Source organism: Halalkalibacter alkaliphilus, from assembly GCF_023555415.1.
Lineage (GTDB): Bacteria > Bacillota > Bacilli > Bacillales > Bacillaceae_D > Halalkalibacter > Halalkalibacter alkaliphilus.
In genome coordinates this window covers 1-22648 of the sequence record NZ_JAKRYL010000002.1, presented here as the reverse complement: position 1 = coordinate 22648, position 22648 = coordinate 1, and the positions used below count along the sequence as shown (strand labels likewise).

Below are 22648 nucleotides of genomic sequence, written 5' to 3'. Positions count from 1 at the left end.
AAATCCCCTCCTATCCATCCTGAGGTATCGAACTACGTTGACGTAAGCCTTGTCGTTTAAAGGCTATGATTTTCATACTTTCGTTTAATTGAATATGATAAACGCCTATGATTTGATCTTTAGCATGAGATTTCATATATTCACTTTCTTCAATTACCTCAACAAATACATCCCAACCACTATCAGTCATTTCAATAGATGTTACTTTGTGTACAGGTGATAAATGTTGGCTGAAGAAATGTTTAACTCCCTCTAAAACTTCAACGATTTCCATAACTTCCCCCTTCAAATAGTAAACCAAGGCAACGATCGCCTTGGCCCCTTTAACATTTAGGCGCTACTGGGTCCTTCTTCCTTTAGCAACCCGACTGCTTCAGCATAACGTAACCATGTATCTACACTTGCAATCACAACACGTGCTTCAATAGCAAGCAGTTCTATTCCGACCAATGACACTCTGGCAAAGACATCGATCACGACACCTTTATCTAAGATTCTGTCGATTACTTCAGCTAAGCTTGATGAATCAACACTCTTTTTAACAGTAGACATTTCATAACCTCCTTTACTTGAAAATGACGAAGAACTGCCCAGTTTTTCACATTATATGAGCATATGGAAAATGTGTGACAGATTCAGACAGCTCTCTCCTATATTTTATGTGTTAGTAGAATAAAAGGTATGGGTTCTCCCAATTAAAACAATTTTTTTCATAATAGAGCATGTTCCTATACAAGTTGATTCAAAATTCATAAAAATAGTATAAAAAGAATATTGGAGGGATTTATTATGAGGAAAATGAGAGTGTGTCCACCAAAACAAATATATCGCCGTCCTAGGAGATTAGAACTACGAAAACTTCCTAGTGCATTTGCAAATCGAAATAAACAAACTGTTTGTCCTCCCAAAGAAAAGCCAGAAAAAATTAAAAGTCTAATAATCTCACACTTATTGATTTCAATACTTTATCTATTAATTATTATTTTAAAAATCAATCAGCCACCTACTCCCACATTCACAAATTCGGAAACTCCAAACTCTTCTGCTAAATGAAACTTATTTCAAGAAACGCTTTATTCGCACATAAGAAAAGCATCCGTATTAATGTAACAAATAGTTATTAATCGTCCCTTTTTCCTATGACATGTTATGATAAACATATTGTATTTTTAGAGGAGGCACTTTTTTCATGACTTATCCGTGGCTCACTGCTACCTATATTCTATCAATAGCAACAAATCAATCTACCTTTAACAGAGGAATTAACTACTTCCGGCTGGAGCGAGTGGCTGACCTACATTTTGAACCAGCTTCCAATACGTTCTATGCATTTATAGATGGATCATTGCTGTACGAATGTGAAATTACATTTAAAGGACCCGAATCAATTTATTATTCTTGTGATTGTGAAGCGGCAATAACGTATCCAGGTGCGTGTAAGCACATCGTTGCCATGTTATTTGCCATTAAAGAATGGCAAGAAGAGAAAGAGTCTATCATCCCCTTTCCTTCTTCACAACCGAATCAACTTCGCAGTAAAATGCTTGAAAAGTTTCAAAACGTATTCGCTAAGAATCAAAGACCGACTACGGTTGAAATGGAACCACTTCAAGTTGAATACGAGCTCTTATTCTCTCACGCCTCTTTCAGCTCATTGCTAGATCGAGTTGAACTTAGACTTAAAGCTGGAACTAAGCGTCTTTATGTTGTTAAAAACATTGAAGAGTTTTTACACTCTTTTATGCATCGAGAATCCTATACATTTACAGCTAATTTTTCGTACGACCCTAGTTGCCACCAAATAGATGAGAGTGATGCGAGCATTTTGAAACAGGTATACACTCATTTAGAAATTATCGCTGCTAACAAAGATGATTATTATTATCGATCTAACCAAAAGCGCTCATATGAAATTCCTGCAGTTAGTTTGTCTTCATTTCTCGAACAACTAGTAGACAAGCCGGTTGTATTAACAATCGACGGTACATTTCAATCAGAACAGATTAAAATTAAGCCGCTTGAAAATAATCAAATATTAACTTTTAAATTACAGTCTGACGAGGATGATTCACATGTTCAATTAATTAGTGAGAATGTAGACGAATTTGACTTTGTTGATGTAGAGTTTCACACACTGATTCACGGAAATAACATCTATCAGCTAAGCGAAGATCAAGCAAAACATTTACACATTATCGCTGAACAAGCTGACGGAACCGACACAATTGATGTCATTCCAAAAGAACAACTTGAGGCGTTTTGTTCCTATGTTCTTCCTACTCTTAAAACGATCGGGACCGTGCAGTTGTCAGATGAACTATATGACAAGATTGAAACAAAACCTCTTATGGCTAAGTTTTACCTCGATTTACATGATGGAACGCTCACAGGAAAAGTTTCGTTTGAATATGGTGAACATGCACGTAATCCATTTGAGGAATCAAAGCATAGGAATGAGAAAATCATTACTCGAGACATTCAAAAAGAAGAATCGATCTTAGCTACTTTAAAAGATACAGATTTCCATATAGTAGATGGGCAGCTTACTTTAACTAGTTGGGATACGATTGTTCCATTTTTATTTGAACAACTTCCTATTTTGCAAAAAGAAATTGAAGTCTTTACAACTTCTGCAGTACGTAGTGTAATTGCTACACCAAGTTCCACACCATCTGTCCAGCTTGATGTAAATAATGAAACAAACTGGCTTGATGTTACCTTTTCTATGGATGGCATCGCAGAGGAAGACATAATCGATGTCCTTATCGCCTTACAAACAAATGCAAAATACTATAAATTGTCAACTGGATCTTACCTCCAACTAAATCACAGTCGTTTTGATTCAGTCAGACAAGTAATCAATACGGTGGCATCGCCAAAGCAAAAATTACAAAAAGAAATGACAATCCCGTTGCATAAAGCATTTGAGTTAGATCGGCAAAATGGACAGACAAGAATATCAAAACAGCTTCACCAGCTTTTGTCTGACATACAGTCACCTGAATTCAGTGATTGGCGTACTCCTTCTAGCCTGCAAGCAGAGTTACGTGATTATCAAATAAATGGCTACCGCTGGCTGCGTACCCTCTCTCACATTGGGCTAGGAGGTATTTTAGCGGATGACATGGGGTTAGGAAAAACGGTTCAAACCATCGCCTTTATGCAAGGCGAAAAAGAAGAACGTTCAAACTTCCAAGCGTTAATTATTGCTCCAGCTAGTTTAATTTATAATTGGGAAAAAGAATTAGCTAAATTTGCTCCATCTTTAAAAGTGGCAGTTGTCGCTGGAACAAAACAAGTTAGAAAAGAACTGATTGCAACGGATTTTGACGTTCTCATTACGTCCTATCCATTAATTCAACGAGATTATGATCTTTACGAGTCTCGTATTTTCTCTACAATGATTTTAGATGAAGCTCAAGCAATAAAAAATGACGCTACGAAGACAACAAAAGCTGTCCGTACCCTTCATTCCAATAGTTGTTTTGCACTAAGCGGGACACCGATTGAAAACCATCAAGATGAGCTATATTCAATTTTTCATAGCATCTTGCCAGGAATGTTAGGTACAAAAAAGCAATTTAAAGAACTTTCAAATGAGACGATTTCAAAGCGTGTCCGGCCTTTTATTATGCGCAGGTTAAAGCGGGATGTTTTATCTGAACTACCTGACAAAGTTGAGTCTGTCCAATATACAGATTTAAGTCCAGACCAAAAGAAAATGTATGTGGCACAAGTGAAACAGCTGACCAATGATGTTGACGCTGCCATTAAGAGCAATGAATTTCAACAAAAGCGGATTGAGATTCTCGCAGGCCTAACTCGACTGCGTCAAATTTGCTGCCACCCAAATCTCATTGACCCGCATACCACTTACCAATCAGGGAAAATGGAACGATTACTTGAATATGTAGAGGAAGGCTTACAATCAAAGCAAAAAATGGTCATCTTTTCACAGTTTACTTCCATGCTTAGCTTAATTAGAAAATCGTTTGATGAGAAAGGTTGGACGTATCATTATATTGATGGACAAACCCCACCAAAAGCCCGAGTAGAAATGGCAGAACGATTTAATAATGGGGAAAAATCACTGTTTTTGATCTCTTTAAAAGCTGGTGGCACTGGGCTTAACTTAATAGGCGGTGATACGGTCATCCTCTACGATACATGGTGGAACCCAGCAATAGAAGAGCAGGCTGCTGATCGAGTGTACCGATACGGCCAAACGAAAAATGTCCAAGTTATGAAATTAATTGCTAATGGGACGATCGAGGAAAAAATTCTCACCATGCATGAGAAAAAGAAAGCACTTGTTGATTCGATTATCCAGCCAGGAGAAGAGACTTTGCAATCGCTAAGCGTCGAAGATATTAAACAATTGCTAACTTTGTAAGACTAGTGTAAGTCTCAAAAGGTCAGTTTTTGACCTTTTGAGTTTTGACTTTCAAGAAAAGCAACAACATCTTCTCTAGTTGGCATTCCACTCTGCGCCCCAAGCTTCGTTACAGTTAATGCTCCTACAGCCGTTGCAAATCGACAGGCATCCTCTAATGAGGACCCTTCGGCTAAGGCAACAGCTAAAGCTCCATTAAACGCATCCCCAGCACCGGTTGTATCAACGACATCAACATTGTAGCTGGCGATATCAATAAATTTACCATTGTCCCAAATAGACACGCCTTTATTCCCTTTTGTTACAACTACCTTCTCTTTCATATTCACAACTTGTAACATTTTCTCCTCAAGCTCATTCGGTGTAATATAGGTTACTTTCTCCAACGTCTCCATTGATAACGGTTGAAACGGTGCTGGGTTTACAATGATTGGAACATTATTATGACTTGCCTTTTTAATGACATATTCAACAGTATGTATTGGAATTTCTAACTGTAACAAAATCATATCACTTCCTACAATTGTATCGATAAACGGCTCTATTCCAGTAGGAGTTACTTCTTCGTTTGCACCAGGAACGACAATAATGCTATTGTCCTGATCACTTACCGTAATAGACGCGATCCCTGTATGTTTCTTTGTCTCATTTTGCACCTCACGAAAAGAAACCCCTTCATTCATAAGATGATTTCTTAATTCCAGTCCAAACGCATCAGGTCCAACACAGCCAATTAAGGTTACATCCGCACCGAGTCGTGCTGCTGCAACGGCTTGATTCGCCCCTTTCCCGCCCGGAACCGTTGAAAAGGATTCCCCTAGTACCGTTTCACCGACTTGTGGGCGAATGTTGGTTATTGTCACTAAGTCCATATTGATACTGCCTATCACGGTAATTTTTCCCTTGCTCACTTTTTAGGCCTCCTTTTACTTTTCTTTTTTCAAAATTTCGGAAGCGAAAAATGCATCATGTTTTGCAAAATCACTTCTTCCCTCAATGCTTCTTTCAGTATACATAAAACTGACATTCTCATACAGTGACCATACACGTGATTTTCATTGCTTGACAGCAAGACGACGCTAGTTCCCTATCAATTGCTAAGCAAGCATTTTTTTTGACTCTATTATGCTGAAGTTGTAAAATACAATCCTATTCTACATAAGAAAAGGAGATGTTGTCATGGCACAGTCACTTCAAGGAAAAGTTGCCATCGTTACAGGAGCAGGAAAAGGGATTGGTCGAGCAACAGCCATTGCGTTAGCAAAAGAAGGTGTCCAGGTTGGGTTGCTTGCACGTACTGAGTCTGACCTTGTTGAGGTCGCAAACGAAATAGAGGCGATGGGCGTAAAGTCAACTTATGCTACTGTCGATGTCTCATCACTAGAACAAGTTGAACAAGCGATCGACCATGTAACGAGTAATCTCGGACCTGCTGATATCTTAATTAATAATGCAGGTACAGGTAAATTTGGGCCATTTCTAGAGCTTACTCCAGAAGAGTGGAAGAGCATGATCGAGATTAACTTACTTGGAGTCTACTATGTGACTCGTACCGTACTTCCGCAATTAATAGAAAAAAATGGTGGAGATATCATTAATATCTCATCAACAGCTGGACAAAAAGGTGCTCCAGTTACGAGTGCTTATAGCGCTTCAAAATTTGGGTTACTCGGACTTACTGAATCACTTGCCCTTGAAGTTCGCAAACATAATATACGTGTAACAGCACTAACGCCAAGTACAGTCGCAACTGAACTTGCGTTTAGAGAAAATTTAACAGATGGCAACCCAGAAAAAGTAATGCAACCTGAAGACCTTGCTGAATATATGGTTGCCCAGCTAAAACTCCATCCACGTATATTCATTAAATCTGCTGGCCTATGGTCAACAAATCCATAGAACGATCAAACGACCATTAAGGGGCATTTTCCTTTAATGGTCACTTCTTACTATTTTAAGTTGGACTGCCGTCTGTGTTTTTACAAAAAAAGAGAAAGACATAGTCCTTCTCTGGTAGTAATTAATTATTTTTGATTTTTCGAATTAGATAAGGAAGAAACAAGATCAGATTCCCTTACCTTTTTTGCCACTTTCTTTATGTTTGTTGTGTCTAACCCTTCACCTAAAGCCCCGAATACTTCTCCACTACTTGGATCAACAAGTACACGATCTTGATAAGGTCTTGGAGTTTTCCATAATGCAATTAAAGCCTTATCAAAACGCATTTCATGATAGCGCTCTGGCCAATGTTCTTTAATTAATTGTTTCACTTGAGGATAATATTTAGAACTCATCCCTGGAAATAAATGATGTTCTGTATGATAAGAAAAATTAAAATGCAGAACATCAACCCATTTTGGAACCGTGACCGTTAAGCTATTAGCTAATGGATCATTCACTTCTGTCGTTGGGTTTAAGCGATGATTTGTTGATATATAGGCCATTACGATAAGGTTGGCAATTAACAACGGAAGCAAAAACATAAAGATCCATTTAACCGGTCCAACCCAAACGAGCAAACCAATCCATGTCATCCAAGGTACGATTGCTTCGAATATTACTGCAGGACGCTTCTTAGGATTAAACTCCTTTAGATAGATCACAAACATATTTACAGAGTGCACTGTAAACTGAAACGACAACGAACAGAAGCTAAAGAAAGCGCGAACAGGTAATGGGAGTTTATACACCCAACACAAGAATCGACTTTTCATGATTCTCTCTAGCGTCGGCCAGGAATCCGGATCATGCTCCTCATGCTGTGTATGAACATGATGTGTCAAGTTATGCCATTTTCTCCACAGCTTTGGCCCTGTACTTAACGGCCAAAAGGCAACAGCCCCTAAGAAATCTCTTAGCCATGGTTTTCTAACTACCGTACCATGTAAAATTTCATGACCTAAAAACCCTAAAGCAGCAAAGCTAGCTCCTATAACAATCGAGATGGGTACATAAAACAGCGGGAACACGTCTAAAAGCCCAATTGTAAGTAATGCCACTACCGTAATGACTAAATAAGCTAGTCCACCCCATAACCTCGTAGGAACTGGTTGAAACGCTTTTTTCGGCAGGTGAGGTTTTAATTTTGCTGCATACCAGCCAAACGAATGTAAATCTTGCAAATAAAAAACACCCTTCCAAATACACCTTTTACAGTTTGATATCTTCACTCTTCTATATTACCCTTATTCATCCACTTGTTCAATAAAACTCTTTGTCCTCATCCCATCTCTTCTTATATAAACCTTAGCATTAACACTTATTTTAGCCTTTTTAAATTCCTCATCCCAATCATCTTTGTGTTCTTTAAATTTTTTATATTGTTGCTTGCTTAAATGCTCGCCAAATCCAAATACATCAACCCCATACTCGTTCTGTACGTTCGTAATCGTTGTTGTTAGTTTTTGTTCTAAATGGTCTTCCATAATGTTTTGATATTTTTCGTAAGTCTTTATTTCATCTAATCCATCTGGGCATTGGTTATCGTGAATATCTCCTTCAATGATGATTCGTAGTGTAATAGCTGGAACATCACCATCATAATTTGCAGTCACTTTTGTATGGGAATTATAAACTTGCAAAGCAAAGAATCCATCCTTCCCGCAATCAGCAGTTGCCGTAGTTTGATCAATATCTTGAGTCCACATATAGTTTCGTGTTTCTTCTGCCGATAGAAATCCGACTAAGCGATCTTTATGAAACATCGCCATACCGTCATACTCAATTACCGCATCTAAATCTAGTTCTCTGTTATCGTCGACATTACGACCTTCATTAGGATTTCCCCTAATCGTAACCGCAGCAGCCACCGGATGTCTCCCCGGTGAAGTCAAGGCAAAAACAAAATCAGTAAGAGCTGAATCTGGGTACCCTCCCCAATTATCTTTGATCGTACGAAATTGCTCATACATTTTCAACGAAGGGACTTTCTGAATAGGGTAAGTCGTTGTTATAATGTCCTTTGCCCTGACTCCTCTTGCGACAATAATTTGAAAATCATTACGAAACTGTCCGCTTTTCTCTAAAAACTGTAAAAACCTTGATATTCCTTCTTCTGCTACCTTCTCATCGATAATTAACGTTCTCGTATGCGAAAAATTCAACTCTCTCGTAATTCCCAAATTCATTTTATTAAGCAATTCAGCCATTGTTAGTCCTTTGAGCTCATACGTAATTGTCGGAGTCATCCCTTCGGCCGTTTGGTCATTTAGCTCGCTCGCATTGATCGCTTCAATCGTTAAGCTAAAAGCCTCATCATCACTTATTTCTAGAGCTAATCCTGTTACTAGAGACACTTGGTCTAATTCTTTACGATCCCAGCAGCCACTTACAATAAGCAGACAAGACAATATAATTAAGACCCCTGTTTCTCTCATGAGCTTTCCTCCTTTTGCTTAGAAGGTAGCGGATTAGGGTTTGGTTCTTTCATATCGGCTTTCGGGTGCAAATAATTTGGTCTACGCTTCATAAGTTGAATAGGTAGACGAATGAACACATCTTTTTGATCTTCCAAAATAAAAGGTCCCATTGGTGCTAGATAAGGAACTCCGAATGAACGTAAGCTGGCTAGATGAGCAATGATCAATAAAAAGCCAATGATGGTTCCGAATAACCCGAGTGCAGCTGTCATGAAGATTAGTGCGAAGCGCAGCAAACGAGTTGAATTGGCAAATGAATAAACAGGGGAGACAAATCCTGCCATGGCGGTTAGAGCGACAATAATGACAAGAAAATGCGAAACGATCCCTGCTTCAACTGCAGCCTGACCAATAACGAGAGCTCCAACAATCGAAACTGTCTGACCTACAACTCGAGGCATCCTAACTCCAGCCTCTCGCAGAATTTCAAACGTGACTTCCATTAATAACAATTCAACAACAGCAGGAAAAGGCACCCCTTCCCTTTGTGCTTGAATACTAATAATTAAGCCAGTTGGAATTAATTGCGGATGATATGTTGTTAAACCAATATAGAAAGATGGTAACAACAATGCAATTATAAACGCCAAATACCTAAGCAATCGTAGCATCGATGCCATCATAAAGCCTTGATAATAGTCCTCACTCACTTGAAAAAAGTCAGTGAAAACAACAGGTGCCAAAAGAACGTACGGGGTTCCATCAACAATGACAGCGACTTTTCCTTCTACGATATTTGCTGATACTGTATCAGGACGGTCAGTATGATACAACATCGGAAAGGGAGTAATGACACGATCAGCAATAAATTCTTCAATATTACCGGAATCAAAGATCGCACTGCCTTTAATATCCTTTACTCGTTGTCTAACCTGACTTACGATCTCCTCGCTAGCAACATTATCCAAATAGGCAATACAAACTGCTGTTTGTGTATCTTTTCCTACAGTGAATTGTTCAACTTTCAAGTGAGGATTTTTAATTCTTCTTCTAATTAAACTAACATTTGTAGCTTTCACTTCTGTGAAACTATCTTGCGGGCCACGAACGATCGTTTGTGTTTTCGACTGCTCTACTGCTCTACTTTCTGTCGTAACCGTGCTAAGTGCAATCCCTTTTGATAATCCATCAATTAAAATGACGGTAAAACCTGAGAGAACATACCAGCTTACTTCATGGATGTATTCTATAACAATGCAATCGTTACTAGAGAAAAATTCTTTTTGAAAATTTTCAAGTTCTGAAACTGTTGATACCTGTTTTTGATTTCTGTATGCATTAGCAAGTGCCGGCCGGATCGTCTCAGCTACAGTCGGAAGATCCACCATACTTGTTAAGTATAATATTAATCCTTCCTGCTTCCCGACAAAGACTTTTTCCATATAGAAATCATAATTCTTCTCGAACGTTTGATTAAATTCTTCTTCATTTTTTTTTATTGACGGTGTAATGCTAATTAAACCATTTTGATCATCTACTAGGTCTTCAGGAGTCGTTTTATAATTAGTATCATCGACTTTCATGGAGGAGATGATCTGTCTAAATACTTTTTTCAAGATGCGATCCCTCCCGAAACTGATTTTTCCTTTCTTTTTTTCATCCAAATGATACAAAACAACAGCACTGGTACTCCAAATTGTAATGGAAGATGTAGCAAATAAGGAACAATAACCAATCCTTCTTCAAAATGTTCTACAATGTTAACGGAGTTCAATACAGCAAAAAACGGAATCAGCAGACCTATAGGGATAATATACTTTTTAAAAGGAATGGAAAAAACGTACTCCAAACCTTTAAGTCCTGCATAAAAAAAGACACTTACTTTGATAAAAACTCCACACATTAAAATAAAGACGACCAATATATCTACACGTTCAATGAACTCCATTAACATAATCTCTCTAGCTGCTGTCATTAATGGAAATAACGTCCTTGTTTTTAAGTCAACACCAAGAGCGGCAACTTGAATAATATTGGCATATGTGATTAACAATCCACTAACTGCCACGGCTGCTGCTCCTACTTTTCCTACATGTGAAAACCGTGTTGTAGCTGTCATAATAACGGTAAAAACAATGACTTCCCCATAAGGAAATGTAAGCAATGTAGGAAATAAAGCCTGAAAAACAGGACCAAATCCATCCCCTAAAATAGGCAGTAAATGAGTAAATTGTAGACCATCACTAAAAAACAGGAAAAGTCCTACAATAACTAAGATCCCGATAATATATGGAGAAATAATCTCTGTTACACGAGCAAGCACTTCAAGGCCTAAATAAACGGTATACAAAACAGGGAGCATCATTGAGATTACGATGACTTCCATTGGAGTAATCGGTAAAATGGTAATCTTCATTAATTCCCCAAAATCGCGAATGTTTCTTGAAGCAATGTAAAAAAAATAAAGGGCGTAAATGATGCACATGACTGTACCGAGAATTTTTCCAAATGCAAAATAAAGCATTTCATATAAGTTTTTCTGATCAGCAAATGAGATAAGCTGAAAGTAACTCCACACGATGATTACCCCCATCGTTGCTGCAATTATCTCAGCAATCCATAAATCCTGCCTAGCTTCTTCTCCTGCACCTACAACTACGGCTGTTCCTATTGCAAAAATCGTGATTAAAATAAATAATTGCCATAATGATATTTTTTCGTTCCCATTTGCCTTCATAGCACTCACTCACTTGTTTACAGATTGTTGCTCCTTCTGATCTTTCTTATCTTTGTAGTCAATATATATAGCAACCAGTAGCCCTACGACAGCTGCCGCTGTAACAATCGTTCGTCTCGTCCCTAATTCAAATGGATAAATATGAACAATGCTTTCTAAAAAAGGCCTTCCGTAAATGATCGCGTCAAACATCGCCATAACTAGCATCATTGACACGAAAATAACAAAAAAGATTAAGGTAACCACTCTTTCGTTCACCTCAAGTTTCCGTCGTTCTACCCTTTTATCGTTTCCTGTGCAGCAAAATTTATGTAACCTTTCCATTCATGCACCAATAAACCTTAAAGAAACTAGCACCTTAACTAGTGCTAGCTTACTTTAAAGTACCAGTTGAAACGATCCTTAACTCTACATGGGTTGTTACATCCGCTCGGCTAAATGCTTCTATCCACTTCTCTTTTGACCATCCTCTGGCATTGTTTAATCGGAAATAATCACCTAGTCCAATAGGGTCCACTTCAGCTTCTTGAAAAGATGCAAGAGCTCGTAACACCTTTTGCTCAAGATGCTTACTCGCTTCTTCTTCTACTTCCTCCCTGTTTTCTCGTACAGACAAATACCTCGTTCCATTGTAATCAACGATACTTCCACGTGCGTATAAATGAACGAATATTTCTGGCTTTTGCAAATCCCTATTTGCTTTTACACTCACTCTCGACGTTGTAAATTTCATAATAAACTGTTCTTCTTCTGTCCCATCAGATGATGGAATCGTGATCGATAAAGGAGGCAGGTCTTTTTTCCCCTTCATGGCTTCTACTAACTTCGCCTCTTCAGGTGCCATTGTATCGACCATTTTGTCTTCTTTGAAGAAAGCAACTTTCGTAATTTTTAACGAATCGCCATTCACACGTTCTAAATAAGGGACAGAGGGATCAGACACTTCATCTGTTTTTCGATTAATAAAGTTATGAATCGTCGAAAAAGGACTAAAGGCCGTCATTGTTCTTGGCGTTAATAATTCATTTATATAATTATTGATTTCAGGTTTATCTTTATACGTTGCTGTCAAAATATCCTCCACATCTCCTTTCACAACAGCGACAAAAACATTTGAGCCAACTTGAGGATCACGATAAAGGTTTTCTAGCTCTTTCATTACCCCTCTTTTTCTTGCAAACTCTTCGCTAAATAACACGACTCGCAATTGTGCGGAAGTAAGGGTTTTTTCTGTTAAAGTTGATATATCCATCATCGCTTCATGTGGCAGCTGAACAGTTGATGTAAATTGCTGTACCTGTTCTTCGGCATCTTTTGAAGGTTGCGGCAATGTAAGAGAAAGCTTGATAGTCTCTTGATCAACATAATCAAAACCCATCACCCCAACCATTCCTAAGTCCTCGATTACAGGATGCTCCAAATTAGGGTCAGCACAGCCAAATAGCAAGAATAGAACTGTCATTAATAGTGCTGCTTTCTTCATGAAGCCACTCCTTTCTCTTTCGGCTCCTTCCTCAACTTATTTTTTATTTTATGAATGAGAAGCAGCAGGATTGGTGATGTGTTTAATGCATAAGCAAAATAAGTACTTAAATCATCAAAAATTAAATCTTGAATATGAATGGGGATGGGTCCGATAATACTAAGAGTGGCTACTAGAGCGACAACATAAACATGCCACGTTCGATTTTTATGTTTGTTAAATAGCGCATCCATCCCTTTTTTTGCTACCCATAAATACGTGGCCGATGTTGAAAGTACTAGAAATACCCATAAAGTAGTACCAAAATTTTCAATCCGTTCCACAAACGGCAATTGGATTGCTTGAAATAGATTTAACACAGGGTAAAGCAAATTATCTATTTGCCATGGTGAAAAGTAAGCAACAGCGGCAATTGAAACGAGAAAATAATACGTAACAGCAATCCAAATACCTAAAGACGCATGAAGGAAAGCTTTTTTTTGGTTTTTTATATAGGGGAAGTAAAACATGATCAATCCGTATCCAAACATCGCAATAGAGCCATCATATAAAGCTTCTAACCAAGCCGTTCCACTTACTTCAAATGTGGGAACAACGTGAAGCCAATTTCCTGCTTGTAACGGCCACTGAAGAAAGACGATCATCCACCCCGTCAAAAAGAAGGAAAACATACAAAAACGAGCAACAGACTTAATCCCCCCTAAGACGATACAGGTTACAACAAAAAAGAGGCTAATAGTAAATGATGCGATCGTGAACGTAGGCAGAACGATCGATTGAACGAGCCGAACATATTCCTGTCCAACGGTTGCTGCGCCAACAATTCCGTATAACAAAAGCGTAACATTTACTGCTTTGCCTATGAGCTTCCCAAGTAATTTCTCTGTTATTTTAAAGAGAGAATCGTCAGGATATTTCTTACAAAGCATCATAATTGGAATAAGAGTTAGGTTAGTCAAAGCCCCTAATATGATAGGGACAACCCATTGATTGTAACCGACACTACTTAGCGCGTGAGGTAAGGAAAAAAGCCCAATCCCAATCATTGTATTCTGAATTAAAAACACGACATGATAAGCATTTAATTTTTTGAAATTACCTGTATCCATTCTGTGACTACTCCTCGTCTAATGGTCGCACCAAATCTTTTTTTGCTCTTGCAACCCCCATTCTTTCCACCATAAATTTCCCTGGGACTCTAATAACTGAATTGAGCAAGTCTGACCATTTTCTCGGAATCACTGGAGTAATATACGGCGTTCCTAATGAAGTCATATTTGACAAATGGTTGATCATCCAAGCTAGTATAATCATTTGTCCAAACATTCCTAATAACCCGGCAAACACAATATAAATATAACGGATAAATCGAATTGCATTACTCATTAAGTAACTCGGAGCAATAAAGGACAACAACGCTGTTACAGCAACTAAAACAATAAGAATATTACTTGCAAGTCCCGCTTCAACAGCAGCTGTACCAATAACAATCCCTCCAACGATACCAATCGTTTGACCAATTTTCGTCGGCATTCGTGCCCCAGCTTCACGAAGTACTTCAATGACGAGCTCGATGATGAGCGCCTCTACTACAGGCGGAAAGGGAACTTGGGCTCTTGACTCGGCTAACAATCGCAACAGTTGAGGGGGGAGCATCTCAGGATGAAAGGTTAGCACAGACACATACGTAGACGTTAAGAGAATAGAAATGAAAAAGCCAGCCAACCTTAACGTTCGAAGGAGACTTGCCGTTGTCCAGCGGTTATAATAATCCTCTGGTGATATAAACATATCCCAAAACGTTGATGGTAAAATGGCCGCTTCTGGGCTTCCATTCATCATTACGAGGATTTTTCCATTTAATAAAGCATCAACAGAGTTATCACTTCTCACTGTAATCCCAAACTGTGGAAAAGGGGAGAACGGCTTGTCTTCTAGCATTTGTTTCAGAACAGGCATGCCAATAAATCCATGAAACTCTACATTTTCAAGTCTTCTTTCTACTCGACTAACATTTTCATCATTTGCGATATTGTCCATATATAACATCACCACATCGTTTTTCGTTTCTGTTCCTAATAAAAACGACTTAGACTTTAATTGGGGTGATCGTATTCTTTTTTTGATTAAAGAAATATTTGTCGCAACACTTTCAACAAATGCATCTTGTGGACCCATAACCGTCGTTTCATTCTCTGGTATCGTAATTGACCGGTCTGGAGCACTAAACGTATCTATTTCAATTATCTCATCTTCAAATAGTAAAATGGTATAGCCACTGCATACGTCATGAATGAGCTTTGGAAGCTCGTTCTCTTTCAATGTCGTATAATTTTTAAAAATCTCATCAGCTTTAGTGGATGTTGACTGGTTTAGCGGATTAAATACTAATTCATCGATAATAGACGTTTCGACAATCGTATTTAAATAAACGATTGTCACGGTTTTATCACCAATTTTTATATCTTTCATAACAAAATCATCAACATCGGCTAAGCTTTTTTGGATTGCATCTTTTGTTATAGGTTTTTTAATGTCCGGATTTGCTTTATTATCATCATGTGGTTGAGGGGGAAATAACTGTTTAAACTTGAAACCCTTTCTGTTACGACTCATTTAACACCCCTCCATATAATTTGGTCCATAAGTAAAACGTTCCCAGTTCCTAATTGAATTATGTACTTACAAAAACGTCATAAAAATGAAAAAGAGTAGGAACAATCACATAGAGTGATTCATCCTACTTCTTAGAAAATAGTTATCCAATACTGTAATGTCAACATTTTGTATATAAAATCCAATCGTTTTCCTCAATAGTATTGTAACAATCTGATAGTTGTTTCCCTGCAATGTAAACAAACGCTTCTCTTTCCCCCTCTTCTGTATATACAGTCCTCACCACTCGCTCATACTCATTTGATTTACGACCAGATACGTAGTCTTCTAATTGATCGAGCTGCACTAATTCATCGGTTGTAACTTCATATAATTCACCTGATACTTTACGTTCTTGGTTGTCTTTTAAGACCGGATATCCGTACCCAGTATCATGTAACTCGCCTAAAGCCCAGGATGTTAAAGAAATGACTTTAGCTTCATTTAAATAATGAGCATTTGCTCCCCCTTTCCTTAATGTTCCATAAACAAAGACCAAATAAGTTTGCTCACTCAAACAATCACTTCCTTTTTAAATCCTTAACCATCTATACTATCGTTGTCATTCTTTTGGTCATTCGTTGAATCGATCGATTTGCTTCTGCTAAAACCATAGCCTTATCCAACGTTTTCATTATTCGGTTCTCCATAACGATCTTCCCATTGATAATGGATGTAATAACATCAGCTCTAGTAGCTGAATAAACAATACGAGAAATCGGGTCAACATCAAAAGATGGGTACGTATGGAAGTCGTGTAAATCTAACATGACTAAATCTGCTTTCTTACCAACTACAATACTGCCAATCTCACTTTCTAAACCAACCGCTTTTGCCCCACCAATTGTCGCCATCTTTAAAACTGTCTTGGCATCCATTGTCGTAGGTCCATGAAGTGGTTTTTGAATAAGGGCAGCCAAACGCATTTCATTAAACATGTCAAGATTATTATTGCATGGTGCCCCATCCGCACCAAGGCTTACTGAAACTTGTTCATTTAGTAAACTAGGAATCTCAGCAACTCCTGAAGCAAGTTTTAAATTAGAGCCTGGACAATGGCTCACATGGATCCCTTTTTCTTTTATAATTCGCTTTTCATTCTCACTTAACCAAACGCAATGAGCCAAAATAAGACGATCATTAGCTAAGCCGATATGATCCAAATACTCAATATTTCTCATGCCCGTTTCTTGTTCAACAATTTTGATTTCACCGCGATTTTCTGAAGCATGAGTATGCACATTGACTCCATAATGAGCTGAAAGATTGGCAACCTCTTTTAAGAGAGGTTCCGTGCAAGATACAACGAACCTAGGTGAAAAGGCATATTTTATTCGACCATCATCATAGTTATGCCATTTTTCTAACAAATCAACACTTTCTTGAATCGATTGTTTTGTATTTTCTTGCAATATTTTTGGCACTTCGTCTCCTTTATCCATCATGACTTTCCCTGATAATGCCCGTATTCCACTTGAGGCAATGGCTTGAAAAGCTGAATCCGTATGATGTACTGTCTCCATATCAACAATAGATGTCGTCCCACTTTGGATCAATTCACCGATTCCTAACAAAGCTGAGTAGTATACGGATTCCTCATCATGTGCTGCCTCAAGTGGCCAAATCCGTTTCTTTAACCAATCTAACAATTCTAGATCATCGGCCCTTCCACGGAACACGGTTTGACACAAATGAATATGCGTCTGAACAAATCCTGGAATGACTGTCTTGTTAGAAGCATCAATCACTTTATCTACAGTTGACGGATCTAAATTTACTCCTATTTCTTTTATTCGATCATGTTCAATTAAAATATCTCCAACAAAAATATCATCACTTTCGTTCATCGTCACGATTTCAGCTTGTTTAAGTAATATTTTACTCAAGGAAACCACCCCAATTAATAATATAGCCGCACAAAAAAGCTACAAAAATGTGCAATAGTGCCACTGAAAATGGTTCCCTTTTCACCTTTTCACGCAGCAATCATACACATTTTTCGTAGCTAGGAATTTATGGTTCCAAGTAGATACCCTTGGTCCATATTACTCAAGGTTATACGAAAATAGAAGCAGTTATTTAGTTGACTACACTGCTACTATACGAAAAAAAATAAATGTATTCTATATACAGGTCAGAAAATCTCCCGTGGTTTTTTCATAATTATTGTAAACCTATATGTTTTTAAGACTTCTTTTAAGTACGATCCATTCTTTGTCGTTCTAACCTCTTTCCAATTCCATTTTCAATTAACTCTAAATGACGGCGATCTTTCGGCGCAACAAATGTAAAAGCTCGTCCTTCCTCTCCAGCCCGGCCCGTCCTCCCTATACGGTGAATATAGCTTTCGACATCGTGTGGAATGTCGAAATTAAAGACGTGAGTCACCCCTTCCACATCTAATCCACGGGCCGCGACATCCGTTGCGACTAAATATTGAATTTGGCATTCTCGAAATGCTTTCATCACTTTTTCACGTTTTGCTTGAGACAAATCACCATGTAATTCATCTACGAGATATCGATTCGCTAATAGGGCTGCATTTAACTTGCTTGCTCTTCGTTTTGTACGGCAGAAAATAATCGCTAAAAACGGTTGTTCTTGTTTCATAACCGTTCTTAGTGTATCTTGCTTCGCTCGATCGGTTGTTTCAACAACTATCTGTTTAATTCGGTCAATCGTCACATTTTTTTGTTCAACATAAATATTTTCAGGGTGCTTCATATATTCATTTGCTAGTTCACGGATCTCCTCAGGCATCGTAGCTGAAAATAACAACGTTTGCCTAACTGTGGGAGTTTGTCGAATCACTTCTCTTACTTCCTGTAAAAAGCCCATATGAAGCATCTGGTCTGCTTCATCTAACACAAGGACCTTTACTTCGCTTAGATCAATTGTTTCCCGTCTAATATGATCTAAAAGCCTACCAGGTGTTGCAATAATAATCTGTATCGCTCCTTTTAATTTATGTAGCTGCTGTTCAACATCTTGCCCCCCATAAACAGCTAGCACATCGATTGTTGGTAAATGCTCTACCATCTTTTTTGCTTCATTTGTAATCTGCAGAGCAAGTTCTCTTGTTGGTGCGACAATCAACGCTTGAACATTTGACTTTTTTGGATCAACGCTCTCAATGATTGGGAGAAGAAACGCTAATGTTTTGCCCGTTCCTGTCTGTGCTTGAGCTATGAGATCCCCTCCAGTACGAACAAAGGGGATTGCTTTTTCTTGGATCGGAGTTGGACTTGTAATGCCGTACTCTTTTAACCTTGCAAGTAATTCTTGACTGACACCTAATGCTTGAAAATCCTTCATTTATTTCCCTACTTTCTAACTTTACAGCATGAGCTTATTTTTTATGTAAACATACATCATTGTACCATTTTAAAAACAGAGAGTAGCTCATCGTGAGTTACTCTCTGTTTTCGTCTATTTTTTCTTTCAACCGTACTCTTCATACGAGGGAACGGAAAAAGGGGCGGGTTCCTAGGCCACTAAAAAAAGTGCATCTTTCATCTTTTTCCACCGCCCCTCTTCATACATGGCTTTACGTTCCTGGTGATACAGGAACAGCATTTTCCTCTGTCTTATCTCTTCCTCTCCCTTTTCCAAAAAAGATGTCACGATCACGATACATTAATATAGCTCCTAGTAGGCAAGCAAAGAAATCTGAAATAGGAAAGGCCAAAAAGACACCATAAACACCAATGAAATGCGGCAAAATTAGCACCAGTGGGATTAAGAAGATCAATTGTCGTGATAATGATAAGATTAATGCTTGTTTTGGCTTACCTAATGCTTGATATAACCCACTACTAATTACTTGAATAGCGATTAAGAAGAAGGCTGCAAACATAATCCGTAAATACTCCACACCAGCATCAATGACAACTGGATTAGACGTGAATATCATCATCAACCAATGAGGAACAGTCATAATTAAAATAAAAATGAAAACCGAAATATAAAATGTAACTTTTAAGCTTAGTATGACGGTTTCACGTAAACGATCAAAATTTTGAGCTCCGTAATTATACCCAACAATCGGCTGCATTCCTTGCATAACACCAAGCATTGGCATGACTGTAAACATAATAATTCGTTGAATAATCCCAAATATCCCAACATGGAGATCGCCTCCAAAACGAATGAGCATCGTATTGATCGCAATCATCATCACACTACCCGCTGCCTGTTGCGCAAATGCTGGTAACCCTACTGCAACTACTTCTTTCACAATTGCAAACTTAATTTTCAAATCGGAAGTCCGTAGTTGCAATGAGCTTTTCCCTGTTAAGAAATATCGTAAAATAACAATTGTCACTGAAGCTTGAGAGATAACGGTCGCAATGGCAGCCCCTTGCACACCCATGTTTAATCCAAAAATAAAAATAGGATCCAATATAATATTAATGACAGCTGGAATGATCATCGTCATCATTGCAAATTGCGCATTGCCTTCTGACCTGACAATATTATTCGTTGCAAACGCAAAAGAGAAGAAAAAAGTCCCTAACAAAATGGGAAACATGTAATCAAATGAATAGCCTAAAATGTCAGGAGTCGCTCCAAATAATCGTAAAGTTGGTTCTAGTATCGTAAATGCGCCAATCATCCCTAACACACTAATAATGAGAATGACAGAAATAATATTCCCAAATACATGATTTGCCTCTTCTTCTCGTCTCTCCCCTAATCTTCTAGAGATAACAGAAGCTCCCCCAATCCCCATAGCAGCAGACACTGCCATCATAATCATCATGATTGGAAAAGCAATGGTTACCCCTGCAACCGCATCAATTCCTACTCCATATGAAATGAAAATCGTATCGACAACATTGTATAATGCCATAACAAACATCCCAATCATTGCCGGGATGGACAAGTTTTTTAACAATTTCGGAATCGGTTCGGTTCCAAGTCGCTCACTTTGCATCTTTTGTTTCATTCGTAATGACCAACTTTCTAATTTTTATAAAAAAATGCTACTCTACGTAAAAAAGAGAAAAACAACTGTTTTTCCTCGTCAGAAAAATTATTCATAAGCTTTTCATCCATTTGGCCCATTTCATTCCACAGCTTTTCTTCGAGTTCTCTTCCTTTTTCCGTTAAACTAATAATTTTCGAACGTCTATCTTGTTCACTTTCTTTCTTATTTATGAGTCCATTTTTCAACATAGAATCAATGATTCCATTCATTGTAGAAGCTTTAATGTACAGACGGTTTTGTAAAGCAGACTGTAAGAGTTCACTATGCTCTGTTAATTGGTAAAGCACCTTAAACTGGGCATGAGTTACCCCGTATTCCGCTAACTTTTGATTAAATTGATTTTGCATAAGGTGGGCCACAATACCAATCTGATATCCAATTCGATCTTCTAAATTTCTACCCACAATTACTTAGCCCCCTAACTATTCTAATAAAATTTTACACCCATTTCACTCAACATTCAATCATTTATTTCGAACAACTAAATAGTTTCATAATTTTGCTGAATACACCCATGCCTAGTCTCTGTCATATATTATTGTAAGTTTTGGCTTTATTGCAAAAGAAAGGAGCAAAACTTATGGAATTAACTGCCCCTCATTGGATCTACCTTATTGGCACATTCATTATTATCATAACAATGCTTTTCAGACAGAATGTCGTCGTGCCAGCTGTGTTAATGACCTTCTTTGTAGGATGGGTTTATACTGGTTCATTTTCCATTGGGCTTCAATCGATTTTCCAAGCAAGTTTAACTGCTGCTGCTGAGCTTTTTAACATTTTCCTTATTATCGCGATCATGACTGCCTTGCTTCATTCTTTAAAAGCGATCGGTGCTGATGAACAAATGATCACTCCGTTTCAACGTGTTATGAAAAATGGACATATTTCTTTTTGGGTGATTGTCTTTGTCACTTATGCGATCTCTCTATTTTTCTGGCCAACACCTGCTGTCCCATTAATCGGTGCCTTGTTGATTCCTGTTGCAATAAGGGCTGGTTTGCCCCCGATTGGTGCTGCCATTGCGATTTCTTTAGCCGGTCAAGGGATGGCGTTATCTGCTGATTATATGATTCAAATTGCTCCGATGCTAAATGCAACATCAGCAGGTATTGATGTCGGACCTGTTGCTGACAGAGCGTTAGTTTTATCACTCATTACTGGTGCTGTTGCGCTAACGTATGCATATTTGTCCATTAGAAAGTCAATCAAAGCTCCTTCACGCGAGCATCTTATCACATGGGAAAAAGCAGGAAATACCGAAATGGAAGAGGAAGCCATTACTCCTAGCAATACTCAAAAACACCGAGTGTTCTTTGCATTGTTAGTACCAACCTCTTTTCTAATTATTGTGATCTACATGGTGCTCTCGATGTTTACTGACGCAATACCGGATATGGAAGGTGGTGCTGGTGCTTCATTAATCGGCGGGACCGCTGTTATCCTATTAGTAGCAGCTTCTAGTTTCTATAATTTCAGAAAATCACTCGCAAATGTTAGTGATTTTTTAGTGAAGGGTTTCGTCTTTGCCTTTAAAGCTATGGGACCAGTGATCCCTATTGCGGGCTTCTTCTTTATAGGAAGTGGAGAATTTTCAGCTAAAATTTTTGGGATGGAAGCAGACAAAGCACCTTCTTTCTTGTTTGACCTCGTTCAAGCTGGTCAGCAAGTGATTCCTGAAAGTTCTATTTTGGCCGCATTTGGCATTCTAGTAATTGGAATGATTACGGGCTTAGATGGCTCAGGTTTCTCAGGACTTCCATTAGTAGGATCGTTATCAGGAGCATTAGGTGAAAGTGTTGGAATTGATGTTGCTACACTTGCTGCCATCGGTCAAATGGGTTCCATCTGGGTAGGTGGAGGAACTCTAATCGCCTGGTCCTCATTAGTAGCTGTAGCAGGTTTTGCAAAAGTCCCTGTAATGGACCTCGTCCGAAAAGCGTTTGTCCCTGTAATGCTAGGTCTCATTGTTTCAACCATTGCTGCGTTGTTTTTATTTTAAATGAATCTAGTTCGCTCGTCGATTTCAACA

Annotated in this window: 19 protein-coding genes and 1 riboswitch; of the genes, 3 read left to right on the top strand and 16 right to left on the bottom strand. The window is 38.3% G+C overall.

Annotated elements, in window-relative coordinates:
* Nucleotides 1-10 precede the first annotated feature (10 nt).
* Entirely contained in the window at nucleotides 11-274 is a 264-nt protein-coding gene (gvpO, locus tag MF646_RS01610) for a gas vesicle protein GvpO (RefSeq protein WP_250094747.1), read from the bottom strand.
* Between the two features lie 56 nt (nucleotides 275-330).
* The gene (gvpJ, locus tag MF646_RS01605; protein ID WP_250094746.1) at nucleotides 331-552 is read right to left on the bottom strand and encodes a gas vesicle protein GvpJ; all 222 of its coding nucleotides are present in this window, start codon (nucleotides 550-552) and stop codon (nucleotides 331-333) included.
* A gap of 637 nt (nucleotides 553-1189) precedes the next feature.
* On the opposite strand from gvpJ, the gene MF646_RS01600 reads away from it, so the two are divergent.
* Nucleotides 1190-4393: a DEAD/DEAH box helicase gene (locus MF646_RS01600; protein ID WP_250094745.1), complete on the top strand. Its 3204-nt coding sequence runs from the start codon at nucleotides 1190-1192 to the stop codon at nucleotides 4391-4393.
* Nucleotides 4394-4407: 14 nt separating this feature from the next.
* On the opposite strand, the gene rbsK is transcribed toward MF646_RS01600, so the two are convergent.
* Nucleotides 4408-5304, bottom strand: a complete 897-nt coding sequence (rbsK, locus tag MF646_RS01595) for a ribokinase (protein WP_250094744.1) — start codon at nucleotides 5302-5304, stop codon at nucleotides 4408-4410.
* Between the two features lie 268 nt (nucleotides 5305-5572).
* On the opposite strand from rbsK, the gene MF646_RS01590 reads away from it, so the two are divergent.
* Nucleotides 5573-6292, top strand: coding sequence for a 3-ketoacyl-ACP reductase (locus tag MF646_RS01590; RefSeq protein ID WP_250094743.1), 720 nt, complete (start codon nucleotides 5573-5575; stop codon nucleotides 6290-6292).
* Between the two features lie 125 nt (nucleotides 6293-6417).
* Here the strand turns inward: MF646_RS01590 and desB are convergent, their stop codons facing one another.
* The 13 genes from desB to MF646_RS01525 form a co-directional block, all read right to left on the bottom strand.
* On the bottom strand, nucleotides 6418-7515 hold the full coding sequence (gene desB / locus MF646_RS01585) for a Delta(10) desaturase DesB (protein WP_250094742.1): 1098 nt from the start codon (nucleotides 7513-7515) through the stop codon (nucleotides 6418-6420).
* A gap of 63 nt (nucleotides 7516-7578) precedes the next feature.
* Nucleotides 7579-8769, bottom strand: a complete 1191-nt coding sequence (locus tag MF646_RS01580; RefSeq protein ID WP_250094741.1) for a Ger(x)C family spore germination protein — start codon at nucleotides 8767-8769, stop codon at nucleotides 7579-7581.
* Entirely contained in the window at nucleotides 8766-10367 is a 1602-nt protein-coding gene (locus MF646_RS01575) for a spore germination protein (protein ID WP_250094740.1), read from the bottom strand. Before MF646_RS01575 ends, MF646_RS01580 begins: the two co-directional genes overlap by 4 nt.
* Complete coding sequence (locus tag MF646_RS01570) at nucleotides 10364-11488, bottom strand: GerAB/ArcD/ProY family transporter (protein ID WP_250094739.1); 1125 nt, start codon at nucleotides 11486-11488, stop codon at nucleotides 10364-10366. Before MF646_RS01570 ends, MF646_RS01575 begins: the two co-directional genes overlap by 4 nt.
* Nucleotides 11489-11497: 9 nt before the next feature.
* Nucleotides 11498-11734: a hypothetical protein gene (locus MF646_RS01565; protein ID WP_250094738.1), complete on the bottom strand. Its 237-nt coding sequence runs from the start codon at nucleotides 11732-11734 to the stop codon at nucleotides 11498-11500.
* Nucleotides 11735-11861: 127 nt separating this feature from the next.
* A complete protein-coding gene (locus tag MF646_RS01560; RefSeq protein ID WP_250094737.1) occupies nucleotides 11862-12971 on the bottom strand; it encodes a Ger(x)C family spore germination protein in 1110 nt (369 codons plus the stop codon).
* Nucleotides 12968-14080 (bottom strand): GerAB/ArcD/ProY family transporter, encoded by a 1113-nt coding sequence (locus MF646_RS01555; RefSeq protein WP_250094736.1) that lies wholly within the window; start codon nucleotides 14078-14080, stop codon nucleotides 12968-12970. The genes MF646_RS01560 and MF646_RS01555 overlap by 4 nt, the downstream gene beginning before the upstream one ends.
* A 7-nt stretch (nucleotides 14081-14087) precedes the next feature.
* Nucleotides 14088-15587 (bottom strand): spore germination protein, encoded by a 1500-nt coding sequence (locus MF646_RS01550; protein WP_250094735.1) that lies wholly within the window; start codon nucleotides 15585-15587, stop codon nucleotides 14088-14090.
* 160 nt (nucleotides 15588-15747) lie between these two features.
* Nucleotides 15748-16143, bottom strand: coding sequence for a gamma-glutamylcyclotransferase family protein (locus MF646_RS01545; protein WP_250094734.1), 396 nt, complete (start codon nucleotides 16141-16143; stop codon nucleotides 15748-15750).
* A 31-nt stretch (nucleotides 16144-16174) separates the two neighbouring features.
* Complete coding sequence (locus MF646_RS01540; RefSeq protein WP_250094733.1) at nucleotides 16175-17512, bottom strand: 5'-deoxyadenosine deaminase; 1338 nt, start codon at nucleotides 17510-17512, stop codon at nucleotides 16175-16177.
* 96 nt (nucleotides 17513-17608) lie between these two features.
* Nucleotides 17609-17709, bottom strand: a riboswitch (purine riboswitch).
* 113 nt (nucleotides 17710-17822) lie between these two features.
* Entirely contained in the window at nucleotides 17823-18941 is a 1119-nt protein-coding gene (locus MF646_RS01535) for a DEAD/DEAH box helicase (protein ID WP_250094732.1), read from the bottom strand.
* Nucleotides 18942-19173: 232 nt separating this feature from the next.
* Nucleotides 19174-20574: an MATE family efflux transporter gene (locus tag MF646_RS01530; protein ID WP_250094731.1), complete on the bottom strand. Its 1401-nt coding sequence runs from the start codon at nucleotides 20572-20574 to the stop codon at nucleotides 19174-19176.
* Nucleotides 20575-20591: 17 nt separating this feature from the next.
* Entirely contained in the window at nucleotides 20592-21020 is a 429-nt protein-coding gene (locus tag MF646_RS01525; RefSeq protein ID WP_250094730.1) for a MarR family winged helix-turn-helix transcriptional regulator, read from the bottom strand.
* A gap of 176 nt (nucleotides 21021-21196) precedes the next feature.
* Between MF646_RS01525 and MF646_RS01520 the strand changes: the two genes are divergently transcribed.
* Entirely contained in the window at nucleotides 21197-22618 is a 1422-nt protein-coding gene (locus MF646_RS01520) for a hypothetical protein (RefSeq protein WP_250094729.1), read from the top strand.
* The last annotated feature ends 30 nt before the right edge of the window (nucleotides 22619-22648 follow it).